This window comes from Microbacterium sp. NPDC089321, from assembly GCF_040684935.1.
Lineage (GTDB): Bacteria > Actinomycetota > Actinomycetes > Actinomycetales > Microbacteriaceae > Microbacterium.
This window is the reverse complement of record NZ_JBFBGX010000001.1, coordinates 182,362-206,105: the sequence shown is the minus strand read 5'-3', so window position 1 is coordinate 206,105 and position 23,744 is coordinate 182,362. Positions and strand designations below refer to the sequence as shown.

The window sequence follows — 23,744 nt, the reverse complement described above, 5'->3', positions numbered from 1 at the left end:
GCCATCGATAAACTGGAGCGTGTGACTGGCGCGCGTGCCGAGGCGGCATACTCTCGCTCCCTCGCGGCTTTCCGTACGCCGACGCTGGGGCTGCTTCACGGTCGCCAGGCGCCCTTCGTCATCGCCGCCCTGTCGATGCTGTTCTCCGCCGAGCGCCCCTCCGTTCCCGTCGCCGACGCGCATGCAGAGGTCGCCGAGGCGCTCGACGAGCTGCGCTCGGCTGGTCACGACGATGATGACCGGCGCATCCCCGCCGGCAGCGGTCGCGAGGTGTGCCGCACCTGGGCCAAGCAGGGCTGGCTGGTGCAGCAGATCGACGACGACGTCGAGGTCTACCGCCTCTCGGCGCATGCGGTGGAGGCTCTCGAGATCACCGGTCGCACGGGCGGCGGGCGCACCAGGGTCTCGAACTCGCGTGTGCGCACCCTGCTCGACGCCGTCGAGCGGCTGGCCGACGAGGCCGAGGGCGATCCCGTCAAGCGCATCGCCCGCCTGACCGCCGAGCGCGACGCCCTCGACGCCGAGATACTGCGGGTGCAGGCGAACGGCACGGTTCCCGTCGACGACGAGGAGCTCTACGAAGAGGCCGAGAACATCCTGCATCTCGCGCGCGAGCTGCCCGCTGACTTCACGCGAGTCGCCGAGTCGCTCAAGGCCATGCAGCGCGACGTCGTCGCGCACCTGCGCCGCGATGAGCGCCCGACGGGTGAGGTGCTGCGCGAATACCTGCAGCGAGCCAAAGACGTCATGCAGTCGACGCCCGAAGGCCGCGCGTTCGCCGGAGCGCTGCGCCTGATCGGCGATCCCGAGCGCATCGACGCGCTCGCCGAGCAGCTGCACGACCTGCTCGCCCATCCCTTCGCGCGTCACCTCGACAGCGCACAGCGGGCGGAGTTCGACGCGATCGGCCGCCGGGTGGAGCTCGGCGTCGAAGAGGTGCTCGCGGCTCAGCGCCGCGCCTCGCACGTGATCACCGGCCAGGTGAAGACGCACGACCCCCTGCGCGACAGGCAGATCGACGACCTGCTGCGCGACGTCATCTCCGGTCTGCATCAGTGGGCCCAGACCGCGCCGTCGAACGCGATGGTCGACCCGGTGCGCAGCCTGCCGCTGATCGACCTGGGCCGACTGCGCCAGACGGTCGGCGACGTGCGCCCGCCCGGCGCTCCGGCGCCGCTGACGGATGCCGACGACGTCGAGTACCTCGAGGCCGATTCGCGTTCGTGGGGCGGGCCGCGGTATGCCGAGCTCGAGGCGTACGTCGCCGGCCTCGGGCAGGAGTTCGACCTGGGAGATGCCTTCGCCGGCGTCCCCGATGACACGCGGCGCCCGGTCGACCTCGTCGGTCTGGTCGAGATCGCGCACCGCAACGGCATGAACGAGACCGACGGTCTGTCGACCGTCGAGACGCTGCGCCCCGACGGCACCGTGAGACGCTTCGCGTTCGTCTCGGCGATCGCCCGCGCGGCTGAGGAGGACGACGATGACTGACCAGACTCTCGATGGCGGTGCGGCGGAGGCCGAAGAGCAGCCGGATGCCGAGCCCCAGGCTCCGTTCATCGCACCGGTCGCGATGGAAGACGACCTCGACGAGCTCTTCCCCGGTGACCGCGGCACGCTCGACGCCGAGGTGCGCCGGGTGCTCGTGCACGTGCTGCAGCGCCGCTTCCTCAGCGCCGACAGCCGAGCCGAGTGGGCGCTGCTGCTCGAGCATCAGCAGCTGATCGAGTCGCGGATGCACGATCTGTACCTGCGCCTGGTCGTCGACCTCGGCCGGGGTGTGGCGTACAAGCAGCAGGTGCGATCCGACGAGTTCGAGGTGCCCATCCTGCTGAAGGACGCCCCGTACAACCGCACCGAGACCCTCGTGCTCGTGCATCTGCGCACCGTGTTCCAGCGCGAATCGGCGGCGGGTGAGCCGGCGCCGCGCATCGACGTCGAAGACGTCGAGCAGACCGTGCTCAGCTACCTGACCGACGCCGACGGAAGCATCGCACGACAGCAGAAGGCGATCCGCGCGGCGCTCGACCGGCTCGACCGCGAGGGCGTGATCGATGAGGAGACGCTCGGCCGCTATCGGATCAGTCCGCTGGTCGAGGTCGTGCTGAGCGCCGAGAAGCTCGCCGAGCTGCGTGCATGGCTGCGCGAGCAGGCGTCGCGGCAGGCCGCACAGGCCGAGAAGGCTCAGAAGGAGGCAGCGCTGTGACGATGCTCGACACGCTCTTCGGGCTGATCCCCGCCGAGTCCCGGGGCCAGCAGTGGGTCGCCGAGGACCTGCAGCTGATCAACTGGGGCGGGTACGACGGCGGCCCGCACAGGGTGCGCTTCTCGCCGAACGCGACCATGCTGTGCGGTGGGTCCGGTTCGGGCAAATCGACCCTGATGGATGCGTACATCGCCCTCATGATGCCGCACACGACGCCCTTCAACGGCGCGTCGAACGGCGGCATCACAGGCCGTCCGCGCGGCGACGAGCAGCGCAACATCCTCTCGTACGGTCGCGGCAAGATCGACGAGTCGCGCACCGACGAGGGCACCAGGCTGCGCGTGCTGCGCGGCGACGGCGAAGACACCTGGACGGCCATCGCCATGACGTGGCTCGACCACGACGGCTCGCGCTTCACGGCGCTGCGTGCCTGGTACATCCCGGCCGGCGCGCGCATTCTCGAAGACACCGTGCGCGTTCGCGCGACCGCCGACGGGTTCTTCGATCTCGCCCGGCTCGAAGAGGCTGCGGGGCACCGACTCGCGGATTCCTCGCTTCGCTCGCTCGGCCTCGACACGCTCGCGACCGATCGCGAGTTCTCGGCCCGTCTGCATGCCGTGCTCGGCATCGGCGCCGCGGGTTCGGGCGCGAAGGCGATGAGCCTGCTCGCGCGCATCCAGGCCGGTCAGCAGATCACCACGGTCGACGACCTCTACAAGCGTCTGGTCCTCGAAGAGCCGGAGACGATGGCGACGGCGGATGCCGTGGTCGCGCACTTCGATGAGCTCGAGAGCACCCGCACGAGCATGATCACCGCACGGCAGCAGGTGAACGCGCTCGAGCCGATCCAGGGCATCCAAGACCGCATCGCCGCGGCGGCCGAGCAGCTGCAGCTGATCGACCAGGTCGGCGACTTCGCGTCGCCGGACTCGCGCGCCACGCTGTGGCGGGCCGAGCGGCGCCTCGATCTGCTGCGCGAGGTCGAGGCCGAGCTGCGCGACCGCACGCACGCGCTCGACCTGACCCTGCGGGAGAAGAAGGCGCTGGTCGACGCGGCCGAGGCTGAGCGAGACGGCCTGCTCGACCTGCTGCGGCAATCGGGCGGCGACCGTCTCGAGACCGCGCAGCGAGAGCTGCGCACGGTCGAGCGCCGCCTCGCCGAGGTGCAGCGTGAGCGCGACCGCTTCGACAGCGTGCTGCGCGACCTCGGCCTGTCGGCATCCACGGCTGAGGAGTTCGCCGAGGTGCAGGCCGCGGCGCGGGCAGCGCAGTCCGAGGCGTCCGCCCGCCGCGACGCGCGAGCGAGATTCGCAGAGGCCGAATCAGCCCGGCAGGCGCTCGCGAAGCGCCGTCGCGAGCTCGCTGAAGAGCGCGCCGAGGCCGATCGGCTGCGCGGCAGCATCCCTGCTCCTCTCGACCGGGCCCGCACCCTGCTGGCGGAGGCCGCCGGCCTCGACGCCGATGACCTGCCGTTCGTCGGCGAGCTGATCGAGGTGCGCACCGAGTTCGAGCCGTGGCGCGAGGCGTTCAACCTCGCCCTGGGCGGCTTCGCCACGACGCTGCTGATCGACGACGCGCACCTCGCCCGCTTCCGTGCTGCCATAGACGAGGTGCGCCTGCCGATCCGGCTGAGGTACGAGGGCGTCCAGACCGGACTGGCGGAGTCGACCAGCGCCGATGCGCGCACGCTCCCCGGCCGTCTCGACCACCGATCGACACCGTTCACCGGCTGGCTGCAGCAGCGGCTCGATGAGCGCTTCGGCTTCGTCTGCGTCGATTCGTCGGCGCAGCTGTCTGCGCACACGACGGCCCTGACCATCTCAGGACAGATGTCGCAGGGCAGCCGTGGCGCGCACGGCGGGCACGGCCGCGAGAACGTGCTCGGCTTCTCGAACGAGCGGCGCCTGCGTGCGCTCGACGAGCAGGCCGTTGCTCTCGAGGCCGAGGTGTCGGCGGCGACCGCCGCGGTGACGGAGGCCGAGGAGGCGATGGATGCCATCGAGCAGCGCTCGACGGCCTTCGCGATGATCCATGACCTGACCTGGGAGCAGATCGACGTCGCTTCGCTGGGGGCGGAGGTCGATCGTTGGGCGGCCGTCGAGGCCGAGGTCACGACCGCGAATCCGGAGATCGCCGATCTGCGTGAGCGCGCCGAGTCGCTCAAGGTGCGGGCGGCGGTGCTGCGTGACGAGATCGGTGCGCTCGGCGCGCAGCGCGCTGAGACCCAGGAGCGCTGGGGTGCCGTGACCGACGACGTCGACGACTGCCAGCGGGTGGTCGACGATGCGTCCGAGATGTCGGTGGATGCCGCTCAGGCGGCGTTCCTCGACGACCGGTTCATGCTCTCCGCGTCCGGCGACGGCGAGGGGCTGTCGGCGAGCGATCGTCTGGCGCGCCTCGATCTGGCTCTGAAGTCGGCCGCCGCGCGTCTGGCATCCGATCGTCGTGCGGCCGAAGAGGCGTACGACGAGCAGCGCGAGCGCATGCGGCAGCTGATGTCGTCGTTCCTCGAGCGGTGGCCGAACCTGAATCTGCTTCCCGATCCGGATTCCTCTGTCGGCGAGTTCCTCGGCATCCTCGAGGCACTGCGCACCAACGGCCTGCACGAGCTCGAGGGGGAGTGGCGCGACAGCCTGCTGAAGCTGTCGGGCAACGACCTGACCAGCCTGGATTCGACCCTGAGCCGGTCGGTGCGCGAGATCAAGGAGCGCATCGAGCCGATCAACAGCATCATGCGCGAGCTGCCGTTCTACGACGACCAGCACCGCCTGCAGATCTCGCCGCGCGAGAACCAGTCCGAGGCGCGCAAGCGGTTCCGTCGTGAGCTGCGCGAGGTGCGCGGACTGATCGAGGCCGCCTCGACCGACGACGAGCGCGAGCACGCGTACAGGCGGATGAGCCGGCTGATCGGGCGGATGCGCCGTACGGCACCGGACTTCGCCGAGCTGATCGATGTGCGAAACCACGTGCGGGTGTCGGCCGAGCGGGTGCTCGCCGCTACCGGCGAGCACGTCGCGCTGTACGACCACATCGGCGAGAAGTCGGGTGGGGAGTCGCAGGAGCTGGTCGCGTTCATCGTCGGTGCCGCATTGCGGTACCAGCTGGGGGATGCCGGTGCATCGCGTCCGCGATATGCGCCGGTGTTCATGGACGAGGCTCTGATCAAGGCGGACGCGCACTTCACGAAGCGTGCGATCGGGGCGTGGCGCGGGCTGGGGTTCCAGCTCGTGATCGGCGCTCCGAACGACAAGTACAGCGCGATCGAGCCGCACGTCGACGTGGAGTACACGATCCTGAAGGACACCCGCGGCCGATCGTGGGCGAAGGCGAAGGTCGCCGTCGGAGACTGAACCCGCGCCGGCGTCTGATGGCGCTACTGCGCGTAAGGCTCCCACCCCAGGGCCTTCGGCCTGGCGTGCCGCTCGGCCTCGGCATCCCGGATGCCCTTCTCGACGACCTCCGCGAAGATCTCGCCTCCGGCTGACCCGGGGTGGATCTGGTCGCCGGCCAGCAGGTCGAGGTGAGGAGCGATCGCCCCGGACCAGTCCGCGACGACGACGCCCGTGCGGGCGTTGGCGAAGGCGGCGAGGTCGCGGTTGACACCCGGAATCCAGTCGCGGGGCGCGTAGGCGTTCACCAGCACGAGGTCGCGGTCGCGCCCGACCGTGCGGGCGATCCGCTTCAGCATCCCCTGGTCGACCGAGCCGTTCGTGCCGAGCGCGACCACGACGTGCTCGCGCAGCTGCCCCGACGACTCGAGCGCGTCGATGATGTCGCCTCCGGCCCAGATCGAGCGTGACACCTCGGCGTCGACGGCGATCCCTGGCATCCGCTCGTACAGCGCGGGGGCGGATGCCAGCATCACCGAGTCTCCGACGGCCGTGACGTCCTCTCCCGCGACGGCTGCCGGCGTTGCGGAGGTCGTCGGCATCGGCGTCGGCTTCGCCGCCGCTCCGGCCCGGATCACCATCTCGGAGGTGGTCATCTCGGGCGCGCTCGCGACGGCTGCGGTCGTGCCGCCGAGCGCAGCCGTGCCGACGGTGATCGCGCCGACGATGCGCACGCGGCGCACTCTGACGCCACGCCAGGCCCGCCGGAAGCCGCTGCGTCGCACCGGTGTCTCGACGAACCGGTACGACGCGGTGGCGATCCCGAGAGTCAGCACCAGTGCCACCGCACCGACCCACACCGGTACGGCCGCAGCCGAACCGACGACGACGCCGGACGCGGCGGACACGAGCACGAGCAGAGGCCAGTGCCACAGGTAGATGCCGTACGAGCGGTCGCCGATCCAGCGCAGCGGGGCGACGTCGATCGCGCGACCGAACCACGAGCCGGGGAGGACGCCCGCGAAGACCGCCAGCAGAGAGCCGACGGATGCCAGCAGCAGGGTGCCGGGCAGAGCGGCAGCATCCGAGAACGCGGCGAAGACGATGAGGCCGATCCCGAGCATCCCGAGGCCGGATGTCACCAGCTGAGCGGAGCGCGACAGTCGATATGTCGACGACGGAATGCGCTGCACCGCGAAGGCCAGCGCGATGCCGAGGAGCAGCCCGAACGCGTGCGAGTCGGTTCCGAAGTACGCCCGCGTCGCGAGCGCATCACCGGCGAGAGCAGACATCCACCACGCCGAGGCGCCGGCGGCGGCAAGGGCTCCCGCAACCCGCACCCACCGCCACTTCACCGTGGCGACGACGAGCAGCAGCAGCGGCGGCCAGAGCAGATAGAACTGCTCTTCGACCGCGAGAGACCACACGTTGCGGAACAGCTCGGGCTCTGCGGCCGCGAAGTAGTCCGAGCCGTCGGCGAGTGCGAGCCAGTTGTAGCTGAAGGTCGCCGCGCCCAGCAGCTGTCGTCCGATGCCGACCAGCACGTCGCCCCCGATGACCCACGCGGCGGTCGCACTCGCACCGAGCATCAGGAACAGCGCGGGCAGCAGGCGCCGTGCCCGCCGGCGCCAGAAGTCGAGCAGGCGATGACGCACCGGCAGCCGCGACTCCCGCAGCAGCAGCGACGTGATCAGGAATCCGCTGACGACGAAGAACACGTCCACGCCGACGAGCCCCGAACGCACCCCGAGACCGGGGAACAGGTGGTACGCGAGCACCAGAACGACGGCGATCGCCCGAAGTCCGTCGAGTCCCGCGTAGCGGTGCCGGGGCGCAGAAGAATCAGTCATCGAGAGAAGGTAGGGGGTGAATCGACCGTCCAGTCTAGAGGCGCACCCTCACTCCGAGCTGGAAGTCCTGCCGCGTGCCCTGCCGTCCCCGTCGCGCGTCCTTCGTAATCTGAGAGGGCCGCGCCTCAGCGTGACGAACCGCGCCCCACAGCGCAACGACGCGTATTAAGGAGACTTCCCATGACTTCCTCCCGAGAACCACGCAGGGGCGCTGACGCGCTCGTGCAGGATCCGGCGCTGCCGCCGGTAGCCGTTCCCGAAGCCGAGCTCGAGCGCGAATCCAAGATGACGCTGCCGAAGATCGTGCTCTGGGTCGCGATCGCGCTGCTCGGCGCGGTGGCCTGGACCATGCTCGCCATCGTGCGGGGCGAGACCGTCAACGCCATCTGGTTCGTCTTCGCGGCGGTCTGCACCTACCTGATCGGCTACCGGTTCTACTCGAAGGTGATCGAGCGCTACATCACCCGCCCCGACGACCGCCGTGCGACGCCCGCCGAGGCGAAGCAGGACGGCAAGGACTACGTCCCCACCGATCGTCGGGTGCTCTACGGTCACCACTTCGCCGCGATCGCCGGTGCCGGCCCGCTCGTCGGCCCCGTCCTCGCAGCGCAGATGGGCTTCCTGCCCGGCACGATCTGGATCATCGTCGGCGTCGTGCTGGCGGGCGCCGTGCAGGACTACACGGTGCTGTTCTTCTCGATGCGCCGCGGCGGGCGCTCGATCGGCCAGATGGCCCGCGATGTGCTCGGCAAGGTGGGCGGCACGGCGGCGATCATCGCCTCGCTGCTCATCATGATCATCATCGTCGCGATCCTCGCGCTCGTCGTGGTCAACGCTCTCGGCGAGAGCCCGTGGGGCGTGTTCAGCGTCGCGATGACCATCCCGATCGCCCTCTTCATGGGCCTCTACCTGCGATTCCTGCGCCCCGGGCGCATCACCGAGGTCTCGCTGATCGGCTTCGTGCTGCTCATCGCGGCCATCGCCGGCGGCGGGGCGGTCGCGGCGACCGAGTGGGGCCAGGCCATCTTCCACCTCGACCGCACCACCATCGCCTGGGCCATCATCGTCTACGGCTTCATCGCCGCCGTGCTGCCGGTCTGGCTGCTGCTCGCTCCTCGTGACTACCTGTCGACCTTCATGAAGATCGGCGTGATCGTCATGCTCGCCGGTGCCATCGTGCTGGTTCGCCCCGAGATCGAGGTGCCGGCGTTCACCGAGTTCGCCGAGACGGGCCTGGGCCCGGTGTTCTCGGGAACGCTCTTCCCCTTCCTGTTCGTCACGATCGCCTGCGGAGCTCTCTCAGGCTTCCACGCCCTGATCTCGTCCGGCACGACCCCGAAGCTCGTCGAGAAGGAGCGCCAGACGCGCTTCATCGGCTACGGCGGGATGCTAATGGAGTCGTTCGTCGCGATCATGGCTCTGGTCGCGGCGATCTCGATCGACCAGGGCATCTACTTCGCGATGAACTCGCCCGCCGCGCTCACCGGCGGCACGGTCGAGGGCGCCGTGGCCTTCGTCAACTCGCTCGGTCTCACCGGCGTCAACCTCACCCCCGACATGCTCACGAGCACGGCGGCGGCGGTCGGCGAAGAGACCGTCGTCTCGCGCACCGGCGGCGCCCCCACGCTCGCGCTGGGTCTCGCGCACATCATGCAGCAGATCGGCGGCGGCACCGCCATGATGGGGTTCTGGTACCACTTCGCCATCATGTTCGAGGCGCTGTTCATCCTCACCGCGGTCGACGCAGGCACGCGAGTGGCGCGCTTCATGCTGCAGGACTCGATCGGCGCCTGGGTGCCGAAGTTCCGCGACATCAGCTGGCGCCCGGGGGTGTGGATCTGCACCGGCATCATGGTCGCCGGCTGGGGCTACATCCTCATCCTCGGCGTCACCGACCCGCTCGGCGGCATCAACACGTTCTTCCCCCTGTTCGGCATCGCCAACCAGCTGCTCGCGGCGATCGCGCTCGCCGTGGTGTTCGCCATCGTCGCCAAGCGGGGGCCGAGCTACGTGCGCTGGCTGTGGATCATCGCCGTGCCGCTCGCGTTCACCGCGGTCATCACGATCACCGCATCGATGTACAAGATCTTCTCGCCGGTTCCGGCGATCGGATACTGGGCCAACAACGCGAAGTACCGTGCGGCGCAGGCGGCCGGCGACGGCAGCCTCGGCGAGCCCGAGGTCGTCGAGGCCGTGATCCGCAACACGGCCGTGCAGGGGACCCTGTCGATCGTGTTCGTCGTGCTGACGATCGTCGTCATCGCCGTCGCGGTCATCTCGGCGGTGAACTCCATCCGCAGGGGCGTCACCGACGACGGTGAGGATGAGCCGATCCCGTCGCGCATCTACGCGCCGTCGGGTCTGATCGCCAGCAAGTCCGAGCGCGCCCTCGAGGCGCAGTGGCACGAGCACGATGCCGCCACCGGCACCGTGCGCAGCAGGGGCGCACACTGATGAGCACCTCGCAGCACGAGCTGCGCTCCGCACCCGGCGTCGTGTGGCGCCGGGTGCGGAGGGCGGCCTCGGGCATCCGGTGGTACCTCACCACCCTGATGGGAGACCGCGCGTACGAGACCTACGTCGCGCATCAGCGAGCGCACCATCCGGATGCGCCGGTGCCGACCGAACGCCAGTTCTGGCGCGACCGCATGCGCGAGCAGGACCGCAACCCGGGAGCCCGCTGCTGCTGACGCGCGAGCACGGGTCGCCCCTCCTGCCGCGGCGGGAGCGGGCGACCCGTTTAGGCTGGACGGGTGCGCATCCGTCTCGACATCGCCTACGACGGCACTCATTTCCGAGGCTGGGCGAAGCAGCCAGGTCTGCGCACGGTGCAGGGCACGGTCGAGGCGGCGCTCGCGCGCATCGTCGGATCAGAGGCTCAGCTGGTCGTCGCCGGAAGGACGGATGCCGGCGTGCACGCCTCCGACCAGGTGGCGCACGTCGACCTGGATGAAGCCCAGTGGTCCCGCGTGCAGACGCGCCACGGCCAGGCCTCCGCAGATCCGGCGGGGTCGCTCGCCCGCCGCATCCGAGGGGTGCTCGGAAGCTACCCCGATGTCACCGTCACCCGCACCAGCGTCGCACCCGACGGGTTCGATGCGCGCTTCTCAGCCGTCTGGCGCCGGTACACCTACCGGCTGGCCGACGCGACGGTCGGCTACGACCCGATGCGCCGGAACGACACGACGACCATCCCCGCGGCTCTCGATGTCGATCGGATGGATGCCGCCGCCCAGACACTCATCGGCCTGCACGACTTCGCCGCGTACTGCAAGCCTCGCGAAGAGGCGACGACGATCCGCACCCTGCTCGACTACCGGTGGGCGCGCGATCATGACGGCGTGCTCGTCGCCGAGGTGAAGGCCGACGCCTTCTGCCACAGCATGGTGCGCGCGCTGGTGGGCGCATGCGCCGCGGTGGGGGAGGGAAAGCTCGAGGTCGCCGACGTCGCGCGGCTGCGCGACGAGCTCACCCGTACGAGCGCGTTCAAGGTGCTGCCGGCGCGGGGCCTCACCCTTGCCGAGGTCGGCTACCCGGCCGACGAGCTGCTGGCGTCGCGCGCCGAGCAGACCCGCGCCCGTCGCGACCGCGACGGCGAGAGCGGAGAAGAGTCGGACGGTGCGTGAGCCGCGCCGGATGCCTGTGCCGGCCGCGCCGAGGTCGGATCGAACGCCGCGGATCCGCGAGCTCGATTCGCGCGGCATGCAGGTGACCCACGCCCTCGTCGTCACCGCGATCGGGATGAGCGTGACGCTCGTCGCCACGTTCCTGGCGGTCTTGGTGGTCGGCATCGTCAACCTCGAGCTCGACGGCTTCGATGAGATCTTCGGTCTCGCCCGCGACCTCGACGACCTGCTGCGCGCCATGTTCGCTCCCATGCTGATCCTCGGCGCCGTGCTGCTGGTCATCGGACCTGTCGTGTTCGTCGCCCGCCGTGCGGCGGTGTTCACGGCGGCGAGCACGTTCGCCGCTCAGCATCCGGCCGATGCGCCGCCGCGCGACGTGCGCGACCGGCTCCGCAGCGCCACGCCTGGCGGGTCGCTCGAGACGGCCGGGGTCGTCGGCGTCCTGGCGTTCGGCTTCCTCTTCCTGGTCGGCGTCATGATCACGATCGGCTCGCTCGTCGAAGATCCCGAGCGCGTGCAGGGCAGCGTGGTCTTCATGGTGTGCGCGGCCGTCGCTGCGCTGCTGAGCGCGGTGGCGATCGTTCAGGGCAAGCGGCGCGAACCCGCCCAGAAGCGGCGGGCCGAGGTGCTTCAGGGGGAGTGGAAGGCGACGGCGAGGCGCGCGGCGAAGGCCGAGCGCGGTCGCCGGCGCACGTACCCGCGGGCGGAGATCCCTCACATCCTGCGCGGCGGCAGCCTGTGGTGGCTGTACGGCATCCTGTACCTCACGGTCTGCCTCGGCATGGTCGTGTTCATCGTCGGCATCCTGCTGCGTCAGCCCTGCCGGTTCTGCGAGCCGCGCGTGCTCGATCCGTTCGGCGAGAGCGCGATCGACGTGTTCAGCGGCACCGGAGGCGCCCTGCTGATCGCGAGCGGGGTGGGCAGCGCGGTTCTCTGGCTGCTGCTCGCGGCGTTCGCGTTCGCCCGCGAAGAGACGCTGCGCAGCTGGCTCACCCGTTCCGGCGGCGTTCGTCTCGAGGGTGAGCAGCGCCGGGAGATGCTCGGCTTGCCCGCAGCGATGACGATGCTGGCGACGCTGCTCGCCGGCATCGCGAGCGTCGTGCTGGCCGTCAGCGGAGGGGCGATCGCCATCGACTGGCCGAACTTCGACCCGCCGCTCGCGTGGCTGACGGGCGGCTCGCTCGTTCTCGCCGCGCTGGTCGTCGGCATGCTCGGGCATCGCCGCGAGGTGCGGCTCCGGATGCTCGTGCGCGATGCCCTGATGCCAGGAGACATCACGGGCGACGAAGATGACGACGTCCACTGACTGATCGCAGACGCGATTTCAACCCCGTCGCATGCTCAGCGTGCGGCGGTAACGTGTGGGCCATGAGAGTCATCTCGTACAACCTTCGCAAGCACCGTGCCGCCACCGAGCTGGCTGGTCTGGTCGCGGCGCACGACCCCGACATCCTCTGCCTGCAGGAGTGCGACACGGCGGCGCTCTCGGATGCCATCGGCGGGCTGTCCCTCGTGCACACGACCAGCGGAAACCGGCTGGGTCTTGCGCTGTACCTGCGTCGCAATCAGTTCGAGGTCGAGCAGGTGCGCACGATCGGGCTGAAGAAGTCGCTGCACGATCGCGTGCTGAAGCCGGCGCACGAGCGCGTGCTCGGAGCGCGGCTGCGCGATATCGACACCGGTCGGGGGCTGATCGTCGCCTCGTTCCATGCGGCGCCGCTGACCGCGTTGAACTCTCTGCGTCGAAATCAGATCAGGGCGGGGCTGGATGCCCTGCAGGAGCTCGGTCCCGGGATGCCCGTGCTCATGGTCGGCGACTACAACTACCCCGTCTTCAAAGAGAGCCTCGGCCAGACCGTGCGCGATCACGGGTACACGCTGACCCTGAGCGACGACCGCACCTACACCCGCTACCGGGTGTTCAAGGGTCACTACGACTTCGCCACCTCGGTCGGGTTCGACATCTCGAAGATCACGACGCTGCCCCAGGCCACGAGCGATCACCGGCCGATCCTCATCACCGCCGAGGCGGCGTAGGTCTCAGCTCTCGCGCACGACCAGCCCCTGCGCCTCCAGCGCCGCGAGGAAGGCGTCGAGTCCGCCCTCGCCGAAGTCGACGGTCATCGCGAGTTCGTCTATCTCGCGCTCGATCGCCGAGGCGTCGGTGAAGCCGTCGGTCAGCAGCGACCACACGAGCCAGGCGGAGCCGGCGAGCTCGAACAGCTCAGCCGTGTCGAGCCTGGCGATCCAGACGACGTGGTCCTGCCGGCCGCCGTCTTCGGCGTCGACCCACGCGAGTTCCGGGCTGATCCGGTACGGCTTCCCGGTCACGATGACCGTCCGAAGCGCCGGAACAGGTGCGAGGCGACCGATCGCGCGGCGTGCGCCGCCCGTGCCACCTGCTCGCGGGCCACGTCACGGCGTGAGGGCTCGCGATCAAGGCGCAGGCGCAGGTGCGTGCGGTTGACTCGCATCGCCTGGCGCACCACCGACAGCTTCTCGCCGAGCGTCGGCGCGCTGCGCAGACGAGCCTGCCACTCGTCGAGCCGGTCTCCTTCGGGAGCGGACCAGTAGGCCCAGAGGGCGTGATCGGGGGCATCCCGATGGGCGTCCAGTTCGCCGATCCCGGCGGCGAAGGCCGTCTCCGTCTCCAGCTCCGCGGCCAGCCGGCGCACGGTGTCGCGCTGGTCGTCGGGGCAGAGCGCCCATGCGTCAGCCGGTTCGAGGCCGTGAGACCGGGCCGAGTGAAGCGACTGCATCAGCACCTGCGCCGGCAGCGAGAGCACGGCGCATACCCGGTTGCCGATCAGCTGTGTCGCGCGCGAAGCCCAGAGGCGCTCGAATACGAGATCCGGCGCGGCAAGAGGGCCTGGGACCGTGCGGTGGATGTCGGCGTAGGTCCACGACGGGTGCGTGAAGTTGGCGGCGTGGCCGAAGGGCGATCCCTCGGCGAAGTCGGTGAACAGCTCCCAGCCGTCTTCGGCCATGCCTGCGACGAGAGCGGAGAGATGCGCGGGACGCACCAGGACGTCGGCATCGGAGGAGTCGTGCTGTCCCCTGCGCAGCGAGCGCAGGGTGGATGGCCCCTTGATGTGGAGCACGTCGGCGCCCACCCGGTCGGCGGTGCGCTGCAGAGCTGCGTGGGTGAGATGCGTGAGCGCCCAGACGGGAACCTCGGGCGCAAGCATGGATTTACTCTAGAGGGGACCCGAGGGGAGGTGCCGTGTCGGCGGACGAGCGTGATTCGCAGCTGGTGCTGAGCCTGTTCGGCGAACGCTGGCTGGTCGACCTGTCGGCCTTCTCCGACCCGGCTCCGTACGTCGAGCGACTGCGCCACCTGTGGGCGCGCGGCGTCGTCGACGCGGGCGACCACGACGTGGTCTTCCGCCCGCTTCCCGCGGGCGCGGACCGTGCTGACCACGATGGCGTCGTGACGGCGTTCGTCGCCGAGCGCGACGACGGATCGTTCCCCTACGCCTTCTCCCGCGCGATGACCCAGGCCCTGATCTCGCGCCTCACCGGTTCGGGACTGCTGCTGCACGCCGCGGGTCTCGCGTCGCCCGACGGGGGTCGAGGGGTGGTGCTGGTGGCGTCATCCGGAACGGGTAAGAGCACGGCCGCGCGCACGCTCGGCAGGCGGTTCGGATATCTCAGCGACGAGCTCATGCGTGTCGATGCCGACCATCGGATGCACGGGCTCGCCAAGCCTCTGTCGATCATCGTCCCCGATTTCCCCGGTGGCAAAGACGAGTCGTCCCCTGACGATCTCGCTCTTGTCGAGGCGCCGAGGGAGGCGCCCGCGCTCGCCGCGGTGGTCTGTCTGGCGCGGAGCACGGATGCCGTCGATGCGGTGCTCGAGCCGATCAGCGTGCACGAGTTCATCGCCGAGGTCCTTCCGCAGTCGTCGTCGATCTGGCGAGGTGAACGGCCGCTGCACCACCTCGTCGAGGCCGGGGTGCTCGGAGGGGGCCCGTACCGGCTGCGGTACTCGGAGATCGCCGAGGCTGAAGAGCTCATCGCGTCGCTTCTGCGTCGGGATGCCCGCGCCGCGAAGACCCACGAATGGGTCGGCCATCTGCCTGGTGACGGGGAGCGCTGGGCAGCGGATGCCTCTGCGGCGACGCTGCCGGAAGAGCTCTCGGACGATGCCGTGGTGAGCAGGATGCCCTGGACGGACGCCATCGAATCCGAGGGAGAGATCTCGGTGCTCGCCGGGGCTGAGTTCTCGCGGATCGCCGGAATCGCGGCGCCTATCTGGCTCGCCTGCTCGCGGCCGCAGACGGTCGGCGGACTCGGCGAGATGCTCGAGCAGGAGTTCGGGACACACCCCGCGGCGCGGGAGCTGATGCGCACGGCGCTGGCCGAGCTGGTGTCGCGGCGGCTCGTGCGCCTCGAAAAGGGGTCAGCGTAGCGCACGACCCGGACCGGGGTTCGGTCGTCCGGCGTACATTGTCTGAGCGCGCGGCGGTCCCGTCTGTGCGCGCTCTGAACCCCTAGGAGTCCCCGGTGTCGGTGCATGCCATCGATCACGTCACCCTCGCGGCCAACAACGGCGCGATCGGCGGTGGCGAGGTCATGCTTCTGCGCATCGCAGAAGCCCTGCGAGAGCTGTCGGTCTCAGTGACCGTCGTCGCTCCGGCGACCCCTGGAGGCATCGCCGATGCGGCGAGGCAGGCCGGCTTCGAGACCGTGCAGCTGCATGTGAAGAACCGGCTGTCATGGATGTGGCAGCTGCGCAGGTGGGATGCGCGCCACCGCAAGGGGATGCTGTGGTGCAACGGCCTCGTGCCCGCCGCCGCCACCTGGGGCCATCGCACGCGCATCGTGCATCTGCACCAGCATCCCGACGGTCTCCACCGTGTGCTCAGCGCGCTGTCGCGCGTCGGCGCGGTTGCGACGCTCGTGCCGTCGGCGCACATGCTGCGCTCCGTGCCCGGGGCCCGCGTGATGCCGAACTGGACGGCGTTCATGCCGCGCAGCGAGCGCAAGGCACAGCCCGATGGCCCCTTCACGATCGGCTTCCTGGGCCGTCTCGGGCCCGACAAGGGCGTGCATGTGCTCGCTCAGGCGATGCGGCTGCTCGACGAGCAGGACGCCGGCCGGTACCGCTTGGCGCTCGCCGGCGAGCCCGTGTTCGTCGCGAGGTCCAAGGTCGTGCAGGTCGAGGAGGCGCTGGCGGCGATCGACGAACTCGTCGACCGGGTCGGCTGGGTGAAGCCCGCGGAGTTCTTCGACACCATCGACCTGCTCGTCGTCCCGTCTGTCTGGGAAGAGCCATTCGGTCTCGTCGCTGCCGAAGCCATGTCGGCGCAGGTGCCACTTCTGGTGAGCGATGCCGGCGCTCTGCCCGAGATCGTCGGCAGCGAGACCGGCATGGTGACGCCCAAGGGGGACGCTGTGGCGCTGGCAGAGAAGATCGCGGCGATCGCTCAGGGAACGACTCGTGTCGACGTCGATCATCAGTTCAGGCGATGGTCCGAGAGGTACTCGCCCCGAGCCGGTGTCGGACGTGTGGGGGAGCTCCTCACGCACCTGGCGCGCTGACTCGACGCCGTTCGACAGGCTGGGGACGGTTCATGCGGTTCAGGGAACTCGACGGATTGCGCGGCATCGCTGCGATGGCGGTGGTGCTCTATCACTTCACCGGTCACTACAACACGTACTACCCGCAGGATCCGCTGCCGAAGGTCGACATCTGGTGGGGCGCCTTCGGCGTCCAGTTGTTCTTCCTCATCAGCGGCTTCGTGATACTGATGTCCGCAGAGGCGGCGCAGCGCCCCTCTGACTTCGTGATCTCGCGTGTGACGCGCCTGTACCCCGTGTACTGGATCGTGCTGATTCTCGGGGTCATGATCGCCGCCGTATTCGCCGTTCCGAATGTTCCGCACTCTCCCGACATCGTCGCGATGAACGTCACGATGGTGCAGCGCTGGTTCCTCGTGCCCAATGTGCTCGACGTGTTCTGGACCCTGGCTGTAGAGATGCAGTTCTACGTGCTGCTGTTCATGCTGCTCGTCATCACGAGGTGCAGCCTGTCGGAGCGGCTCATGGTGCGGGTCGTGCTGACCTGGTTGGGCGTGAGCCTCGTCGTCGCGGTGTGGGCCTTTCCCGCGGCGCACGGAGTGACGCCACAGGAGGTGCCGACCCCGGTGAAGCTCATCCTCAATGTCACTCTGGCGTCGTACGGACCTCTCTTCTGCACCGGGATGATCTCGTTCCTCTCCCGCCGGGCGCATCGGGTCCACTGGCTGCTGTGGCCCTCGGCGGTTGTCGCCGTCGTCGTCACGGGTCTCACCCAGGAGTGGGAGGACGCCGCTGTCGTAGCGGTGATCTGCCTCGCATTCATCATCGTGACCTCGCGAGAGGCGACGCCGGCGCTTCTCCTGCCTCCGTTGCAATGGCTCGGCAAGGTGAGCTATTCGCTGTACCTCGTCCACTCCATCGCCGGCTTCGTGGTCATCCACTCCCTCTGGCCGTATCTGGGGCGCGAGGGTGCCGTCATCGTCGCTCTCGCGGTCGTTCTGGTGATCGCCTGGGCCCTGTGGGCGTTCGGGGAGCGCCGACTCAGCAGGCACATGCGGTCGCTTCTCACGCGGCTGCGTGATCGTCGTAGCCGGAGCGAGGACGCATCCTCTGCGGCACACGGACGCTGATTGGCCGGGGGACCGCCGAGCGGGCGCTACCGCGCGTTGCCGCGACCCGCCGCGGGAAGCAGTCGCGCGATCCCGATGCCCAGCACGAGGCAGCCGATGGGCGTCACGAACACTTCCCCGAGCCGCATCGCACAGCAGAACAGGACCAGAGTGGACGCCGTGACGACGCGCGACTCGAACGACGTCACGTCGACACCGATGGTTGCGGGCGCGAGACCCAGCCCTGCGAACAGGAACAGGGCGACGATGACCGCGACGAAGACGATCCCGCCCTCCACCATCAAGCTCTGGTACGAGTTGTGGAAGAACCATGTGCCGCTGTCCAGGTCGACTGTGGCTCCGCCGAGGCCGAGTCCGTGCCAGGGCGTCGCCGCAGTCTTCAACGAGGAGGCGGTGTCGATGCGCTCGCGAAAGGCGTCTGACCCCTCCCGGCTTTCGCCGTACCCTCCCAGGGTGGTGAGGTTCTCGTCAGCCCAGAGGAACGCCGCGAACCCTACGGCGAGGGTGAACAGCTGTAGCCAGCGGTGCAGCTTGTGGCTCGATGCCAGCCAGACAAGGGCGACGAAGCTGGCAGCCATGGTCGTGCGAGAGTCTGTCGCGATCACTGCGGCGGCACCGACCGCCACGACGAGAAGCCGCGCCCACCCCGTGCGAACCACGAGGAGCGTCAGGAACGCGCCCGCTGCGATGACGAGCGCACTGGCGTTCTTGTCCTGAAGGAAGCCCGTGAGTCGCCCCTGGTAGTCGTCAGGCGCGAGACCCGCATAGAACAGAGCTGCGTTGATGACGAGTCCTGCTCCGAGGCCTTTGACAGCGGAGCCGATGTCGATTCGTCCACTCGCCAGGAAGAGCGCCATCGCGAAGACGATCGCCAGATTGCCTGCCCGACGAAATGGGTCCAGGCCCTGAAGCCACGTCTCGATGATCAGAAAGCCGAGCAGCGCGGTCAGTGCTGCAGGCGCCCACCATGCGTATGTGAATGACCGCTTCGGCGGCCGGAAAAGACATACGACCAGAAGTGCGAGAATCCCCAATTGCGCGACGGGCACGGGAATGCCGGGAAACCCGACCCGGACGACCATCAAAGACATCAGCACCCCGTCGAGTATTCGAGCGGAATGCTGCGCTGGTACAAGAATCGAGCCGCTGATCGCCTTGGGCGGACGCGTCGGCGGCGCTATGACGGACATTGTCCCATCATCCCAGAAGGTCGCTCAGCGGACAGCCGCTACCATGTCAGCGGTAGGTCCGGTCGGCGTTCATCGCGTTCTGCGAGCCGGCTGTGATGGCGTTACAAACTGGGGAGTATTCGTGACGGTGCTGGACTTCTTCGCGCTCGTGCGCCGCGGGTGGCGGACGCTCTTGATCGGCATTGTTGTCGGTGTGCTCGCGGGGGTGGGGTATTTCTTTCTGACCCCTAAAGTTTATGAGGCTCGCGCGACCGGCTTCATCTCAAGTTCCTCGAAGGATCCGCTTGTGAGCGGCTCGGATGAAGCCACGGCCAGGGCCTCCTCGTACGTCGCGCTGATCACGAGCGGAACGGTTCGCGAGGCGATTGCGGAGGAACTCGGCGAGGGGAGGGGTTCGCTGCAGGGCGGTCTCAGCGCGCGCGTCGTCCCGGGCAGCACTCTCATCGAAGTCACCGCCCAGGCGGGGGACCCCGACACCGCGCTGAAGCTCGCGAGCGGCGCGCTCGACGGGTTGACGACTGTCATCGATCAGATCGAGTCGAAAGGCGGACAGGCGTCGAAGATCACCGTCGTGCCTCTCGACGATGCCGTCAGACCCTCTGAGCCGGTGGCACCCAGCCTGCGCAGTTCGCTCATCTTCGGCGCGCTCGGGGGTCTGATCGCCGCCCTGGTGATCCTGCTGCTGCGTCGGGTTCTCGACGTGAAGGTGCGCACCCACACGGACATGAGCGAGCTCATGGGCACCGGCGTTCTCGGACGCGTCCCCAAGCTGGGCAAGAAGGGCACGGCGCTTGAAGACTCTCGCGTCGCCAGCATCGCGAGCGAGTCGTTCCGGCAGATCCGCACAGGACTGCGCTTCTCGAGCGTCGACACCGAGGTGCGCGCGGTGATGATCACCAGCGCCAATCAGGGCGAGGGCAAGTCGACGGTGGCGGCCTCGCTCGCTCAGGTCTTCGCGGCATCGGGTCAGCGCACGATCATCGTCGATGCGGACATGCGGCGTCCGAAGGTCGCACGGAACTTCAAGATCGACGGGTCGGTCGGGCTCAGCGGGGTGCTCAGCGGGCAGGTGTCCGCTGCGAACGCTGTGCAGGCGACGAACGACCCGAATCTGTACGTCCTGCCGGCGGGTGCTGTGCCCCCGAATCCGTCCGAGATGCTGGGTTCGGTCGCGCTCAAGAACCTGCTCGCTGATCTGGGTCGCGAATTCTTCGTCATCATCGATGCGCCGCCTGTCCTGCCCGTCACCGACGCATCGATCATCAGCACCATGGTCGATGGAGTCGTCTTCGTGACGGCCACGGGCGCGACTCGGAAGGCTGCGGCCGCGGCAGCGCGCGCGCAGCTCGAGCAGGTCAGCGCACGCGTTCTCGGTGTCGTCCTCAACTTCGTGTCCTTGAAGGATGAGGGCGGTTATGGATACGGGTACGGCTACTACCGCCAGAACCGCAGCTATTACCTGACGCCTGAGAAGCCGAAGAAGAGCAAGAGCAAAAGCAAGAGCAAGAAGTCCGCGCCGCCCGCAGCGTCCGCACTGCCCACGGCGAGACCTGTCGACTCGCCGGTGCCGAGCGCCCAGGGCTCCGAAGCGCTGCGACCGGTCGAGCGGACGACGCCAGAGGCCCCGGCGTTGAGGAGGCGTTCGCGAGTATGACGACTGACACGACGGATGCTCTCACCGGGGACCGCGTGTACCCGGCTCACATCACCGGTCTGTCGGTGGTGATCCCCCACTACGGAAGCCCCGCACCTGCCCAGGTGCTGATCGCGCAGCTTCGCCGGCAGGAAAGCCTGACGGTTCCGCTGGAGATCATCGTGAGCGATGACCTCTCGCCCGAGCCGTTCCCGGAGACTGCTGGGGTCACTGCCGTGCGCCGCAGCTCCAACGGTGGTTTCGGCGCTGCGGTGAACTCCGGAGCAGCCGCAGCGCAGTACTCCCATCTCCTGATACTGAACAGCGATCTCGAGGTGGAATCCGACTTCCTCGCGCGTCTGGTTCGTGCGGCTGAACCTTGGCAGCCGGCGGTGTGCGCACCCATGCTCGTCGGCCCTGACGGACAGACGCAATGGGCGGGCCGTCACTTCCCCAGACACCGACACCACATCGTCGAGTGGCTGACTCCGCTCGCGCGCTTCCGATCGCGTCTGCACGAGGCCGTGGGGCATGACACCCGCTGCACGGCGGGGAGGACGGTACCGGTCGACTGGCTGGTCGGAGCGGCCGTGCTGATGCCGAAGTCGGAGTTCGACGCGGTCGGCGGCTTCGACGAGAGCTACTTCATGAACTCCGAGGAGGTGGATCTCCAGCGGCAGCTGCGCCGACGAGGTATCCCCTCGGTGTTCCTGGGTGAGGTGCTGGTCCACCATGAGGGCGGTGGGTCGTCGGCGAACGACAAGCGCGTTCGGTGGGTCACTCAGGCTCGCATCCGCTACGCCCGCAAGTGGAACGAGAGCCCCGAGGCGTTGCGATTCGGCCTGCGCGCCGCGAGTCTCGTCAACCTCCTCTTCAACACGGGGCGTCGACTCGCCGCACGTGACGTGCGCCCGCTCCAGACGTTCAGGCGAGAGCTGAGCAGCATCCGTGCGGCTGGGCCGGACCGGTGAAGATCCTGCTCGTCAGCCCGGCATTCCACGGCTACTGGCACGCCATCGCCGATGCTCTGACCCAACTGGGGCATGAGGTGTCAGCTCATCGGTATGACGCTCCCGACCTCAGGGGGCGCATCGCGAACGCCGTCGCAGAGCGCATGCAGGGAGCGATGGCCAGACGGGCCGCCGAGTCCGCATCCGAGCTCGCGGCTGCCGCGCTTCTCCGCATCAGGCCCGATGCGGTGCTCATCGTGAAGGGCGACGCGCTGACCGCGACCTGGTGGGATGCGCTGAGTCGCTCGCGCGCGCGGTCGGCGGTATGGCTGTATGACGAGCTCGAGCGAATGCAGTACGACGTGGGGACACTGCAGTCGCTCGGCGCGGTGATGAGCTACAGCACGAAAGACGTGAGCACCCTGCAGAGCTGGGGCATCTCCGCCGCGCATCTGCCCGACGGATTCGATTCGCTCACTCCGTTCATCTCCAGGCGATCGGGGAGGGTGTCCTTCATCGGCGCCCGATACCCGGAGCGCGAGCGTCTGCTGCAGATGCTGGAAGCAAACGGCGAGGACGTCGAGGCATACGGACGCGAATGGTCGCGGCACCCATGGGATGTGCTCCGCACACGTCGATGGAAGGGGGCTGGACTGCGTGCCCACCGGGATGTGACCCGTGCCAACTATTACGGCGTCATGGCTGGGAGCGTGGCGACCCTCAACGTCCATGGCGCAGGGCACGACGGTTTGAGCATGCGCACATTCGAGGCGCCCGGCGTCGGAGGGCTGCAGCTGATCGACCGCCCAGACGTCGCCAGTCACTACGAGGTGGGCAAGGAGACGCTGGTCTTCACCAGCGACGAAGAGCTGCGCGACCACCTGGCTCGAGTCCGTCGGGAGCCCAGCTGGGCGGAGGCGATCCGGACGGCGGGCCGAGCGAGGACTCTCGCGGAGCACACCCTGGTCCATCGGATGCGCGAAGCGGTCGCCCGATGGGACTGAGATTCCCCTCGGACCTCGCCGCATGGCAGCGGTGGCAGCACAAGCAGAACCCGCTGCGGCGATTGCGGGCCAGCGTCCGCAGGCCCGCACCGATGACGTTGCATCTGCATGTGCGCGGCCGGGAACCCGTGTTGCTGTTCGCCCTGGATGCGACGACGCCCACGGCTCTGGCCTCGGTGCTTGAACCCCTGGGGCATCTCGGTGACATCCCCGTCGCCGTTCTGGCGCCGCACGACGTCGCCGCCCGGCTGCCAGGCGATTGGACCGTTCGTCCTCTCGAATCGGTATCGACCGTTCCGCGCGAACTGCGAGGCATCCGCGCTGTCCTCTCGGCGGGGCATTTCCTCGCCGCGGGGTTCGCCGCGCATGTGTGGGCGGATGTGCTGGACGCTGACTACTTCGTCGTCCAGCACGGGCTGCTGACGCCGTTCATGGCGCCGCTCGCGCCTCGTTCCCACCTGCTCGCCTTCTCCGACAGGGATGCCGACTTCTGGCGCTCGGATCGAAGCGACGTCACCGCTGACGTGGTCGGGAGTCAGCTCCTGTGGACCGCGGCGAAGCGCGGTCGGCAAGGATCATCCGCCGCAGCGGGGAAGCAGCCGATCTTCCTCGGGCAGCTGCACGGTGCCGAGCTGCCCCGGCGCATCAGCGGGGGCACAGCGCAGCGGTTCTGCTTCCAGACGGGGGCCGAGTACCGACCGCACCCAGCAGAGCTGGATCGGCTTTCGACCCTCCAGCACGCCATGTGGCGACGTCGCGGCGTCCGGTTCGCGAAGCCCGGAGCGCTGCTCGGCGAGCGCCGCCCTGTCGTATCCATCTTCTCGACGGGCGTTCTCGAGGCTGCAGCCGCCGGTGTCGCATCATGGGTGACCTGCGAGCGACCCCCATCGTGGGTGAGGGAGTTCTGGGACAGGTACGAGCTGTCGACGTGGGGGAGCCAGCCCACTCCGCCCCCCGTGCTCCCCGCTATGGAGCCGGCGCAGGCCATCGCGGAGCACGTCGCGACGGCCGTCCGGCGAGGGCGCTGACGTGCCGCTCGCACAGCCGATCTCAGGGACGGTGAGGCAGCCTGACCGCTTTCAGGGGTCGCATTGTCTCTCCCTCACCCCTTTCGCCAGGCGGATGCGGCGGCCTCTCGGCCCTGCCCTCGTCGCCTGGACCGGGATACCTGCGCGCGTGCGCATCTCAGGAATTCCGCGACGGGCGGATGCAATTCCGGCCACCTATACGTCGCATGGCGTCGCATCTTTTGCTCACGTATTCGAACGCGTCATTGCGGGCCGGCGCGGGTCGCTCAAGGGCG

General features: G+C 68.9%; 19 protein-coding genes. 15 read left to right on the top strand and 4 right to left on the bottom strand.

Annotation, left to right across the window (positions count from 1 at the left end; translation table 11 throughout):
• The first annotated feature begins 21 nt into the window (after positions 1-21).
• From AB0N59_RS00920 to AB0N59_RS00910, 3 genes are all read left to right on the top strand, one after another.
• Complete coding sequence (locus tag AB0N59_RS00920; RefSeq protein ID WP_363477446.1) at positions 22-1,491, top strand: DUF3375 domain-containing protein; 1,470 nt, start codon at positions 22-24, stop codon at positions 1,489-1,491.
• Positions 1,492-1,573: 82 nt separating this feature from the next.
• Complete coding sequence (locus AB0N59_RS00915; RefSeq protein ID WP_363481150.1) at positions 1,574-2,206, top strand: DUF4194 domain-containing protein; 633 nt, start codon at positions 1,574-1,576, stop codon at positions 2,204-2,206.
• A complete protein-coding gene (locus AB0N59_RS00910) occupies positions 2,203-5,556 on the top strand; it encodes an SbcC/MukB-like Walker B domain-containing protein (protein ID WP_363477444.1) in 3,354 nt (1,117 codons plus the stop codon). Before AB0N59_RS00915 ends, AB0N59_RS00910 begins: the two co-directional genes overlap by 4 nt.
• 23 nt (positions 5,557-5,579) lie before the next feature.
• Here AB0N59_RS00910 and AB0N59_RS00905 read toward each other — a convergent pair whose 3' ends face one another.
• A complete protein-coding gene (locus AB0N59_RS00905; protein WP_363477441.1) occupies positions 5,580-7,385 on the bottom strand; it encodes an acyltransferase family protein in 1,806 nt (601 codons plus the stop codon).
• Between the two features lie 180 nt (positions 7,386-7,565).
• On the opposite strand from AB0N59_RS00905, the gene AB0N59_RS00900 reads away from it, so the two are divergent.
• From AB0N59_RS00900 to AB0N59_RS00880, 5 genes are all read left to right on the top strand, one after another.
• Complete coding sequence (locus AB0N59_RS00900) at positions 7,566-9,839, top strand: carbon starvation CstA family protein (protein ID WP_363477438.1); 2,274 nt, start codon at positions 7,566-7,568, stop codon at positions 9,837-9,839.
• Positions 9,839-10,075, top strand: coding sequence for a YbdD/YjiX family protein (locus AB0N59_RS00895; RefSeq protein ID WP_363477436.1), 237 nt, complete (start codon positions 9,839-9,841; stop codon positions 10,073-10,075). Before AB0N59_RS00900 ends, AB0N59_RS00895 begins: the two co-directional genes overlap by 1 nt.
• Positions 10,076-10,138: 63 nt before the next feature.
• Entirely contained in the window at positions 10,139-11,011 is an 873-nt protein-coding gene (gene truA / locus AB0N59_RS00890; RefSeq protein ID WP_363477433.1) for a tRNA pseudouridine(38-40) synthase TruA, read from the top strand.
• Entirely contained in the window at positions 11,004-12,317 is a 1,314-nt protein-coding gene (locus AB0N59_RS00885; protein WP_363477430.1) for a hypothetical protein, read from the top strand. Before truA ends, AB0N59_RS00885 begins: the two co-directional genes overlap by 8 nt.
• A gap of 62 nt (positions 12,318-12,379) precedes the next feature.
• Complete coding sequence (locus AB0N59_RS00880) at positions 12,380-13,048, top strand: endonuclease/exonuclease/phosphatase family protein (RefSeq protein WP_363477427.1); 669 nt, start codon at positions 12,380-12,382, stop codon at positions 13,046-13,048.
• 3 nt (positions 13,049-13,051) lie between these two features.
• Here AB0N59_RS00880 and AB0N59_RS00875 read toward each other — a convergent pair whose 3' ends face one another.
• The gene (locus tag AB0N59_RS00875; RefSeq protein ID WP_363477424.1) at positions 13,052-13,342 is read right to left on the bottom strand and encodes a hypothetical protein; all 291 of its coding nucleotides are present in this window, start codon (positions 13,340-13,342) and stop codon (positions 13,052-13,054) included.
• On the bottom strand, positions 13,339-14,199 hold the full coding sequence (locus tag AB0N59_RS00870; protein WP_363477421.1) for a 2-nitropropane dioxygenase: 861 nt from the start codon (positions 14,197-14,199) through the stop codon (positions 13,339-13,341). Before AB0N59_RS00870 ends, AB0N59_RS00875 begins: the two co-directional genes overlap by 4 nt.
• 35 nt (positions 14,200-14,234) lie before the next feature.
• Here AB0N59_RS00870 and AB0N59_RS00865 point away from each other — a divergent pair, with 35 nt between their 5' ends.
• The 3 genes from AB0N59_RS00865 (at position 14,235) to AB0N59_RS00855 (ending at position 17,664) form a co-directional block, all read left to right on the top strand.
• Entirely contained in the window at positions 14,235-15,422 is a 1,188-nt protein-coding gene (locus tag AB0N59_RS00865) for an ATP-binding protein (RefSeq protein WP_363477418.1), read from the top strand.
• A 95-nt stretch (positions 15,423-15,517) separates the two neighbouring features.
• The gene (locus AB0N59_RS00860) at positions 15,518-16,555 is read left to right on the top strand and encodes a glycosyltransferase family 4 protein (protein ID WP_363477415.1); all 1,038 of its coding nucleotides are present in this window, start codon (positions 15,518-15,520) and stop codon (positions 16,553-16,555) included.
• Positions 16,556-16,587: 32 nt separating this feature from the next.
• The gene (locus AB0N59_RS00855; protein WP_363477412.1) at positions 16,588-17,664 is read left to right on the top strand and encodes an acyltransferase; all 1,077 of its coding nucleotides are present in this window, start codon (positions 16,588-16,590) and stop codon (positions 17,662-17,664) included.
• A gap of 26 nt (positions 17,665-17,690) precedes the next feature.
• Here AB0N59_RS00855 and AB0N59_RS00850 read toward each other — a convergent pair whose 3' ends face one another.
• Positions 17,691-18,854, bottom strand: coding sequence for a hypothetical protein (locus tag AB0N59_RS00850; RefSeq protein ID WP_363477409.1), 1,164 nt, complete (start codon positions 18,852-18,854; stop codon positions 17,691-17,693).
• Between the two features lie 286 nt (positions 18,855-19,140).
• Here AB0N59_RS00850 and AB0N59_RS00845 point away from each other — a divergent pair, with 286 nt between their 5' ends.
• From AB0N59_RS00845 to AB0N59_RS00830, 4 genes are read left to right on the top strand one after another with little or no spacing between them, the layout of a single operon-like run.
• The gene (locus tag AB0N59_RS00845) at positions 19,141-20,508 is read left to right on the top strand and encodes a polysaccharide biosynthesis tyrosine autokinase (RefSeq protein ID WP_363477406.1); all 1,368 of its coding nucleotides are present in this window, start codon (positions 19,141-19,143) and stop codon (positions 20,506-20,508) included.
• A complete protein-coding gene (locus AB0N59_RS00840) occupies positions 20,505-21,458 on the top strand; it encodes a glycosyltransferase family 2 protein (protein WP_363477403.1) in 954 nt (317 codons plus the stop codon). Before AB0N59_RS00845 ends, AB0N59_RS00840 begins: the two co-directional genes overlap by 4 nt.
• A complete protein-coding gene (locus AB0N59_RS00835) occupies positions 21,455-22,441 on the top strand; it encodes a glycosyltransferase (protein WP_363477400.1) in 987 nt (328 codons plus the stop codon). The genes AB0N59_RS00840 and AB0N59_RS00835 overlap by 4 nt, the downstream gene beginning before the upstream one ends.
• Positions 22,432-23,469, top strand: a complete 1,038-nt coding sequence (locus tag AB0N59_RS00830; RefSeq protein WP_363477397.1) for an RNA-binding protein — start codon at positions 22,432-22,434, stop codon at positions 23,467-23,469. Before AB0N59_RS00835 ends, AB0N59_RS00830 begins: the two co-directional genes overlap by 10 nt.
• The last annotated feature ends 275 nt before the right edge of the window (positions 23,470-23,744 follow it).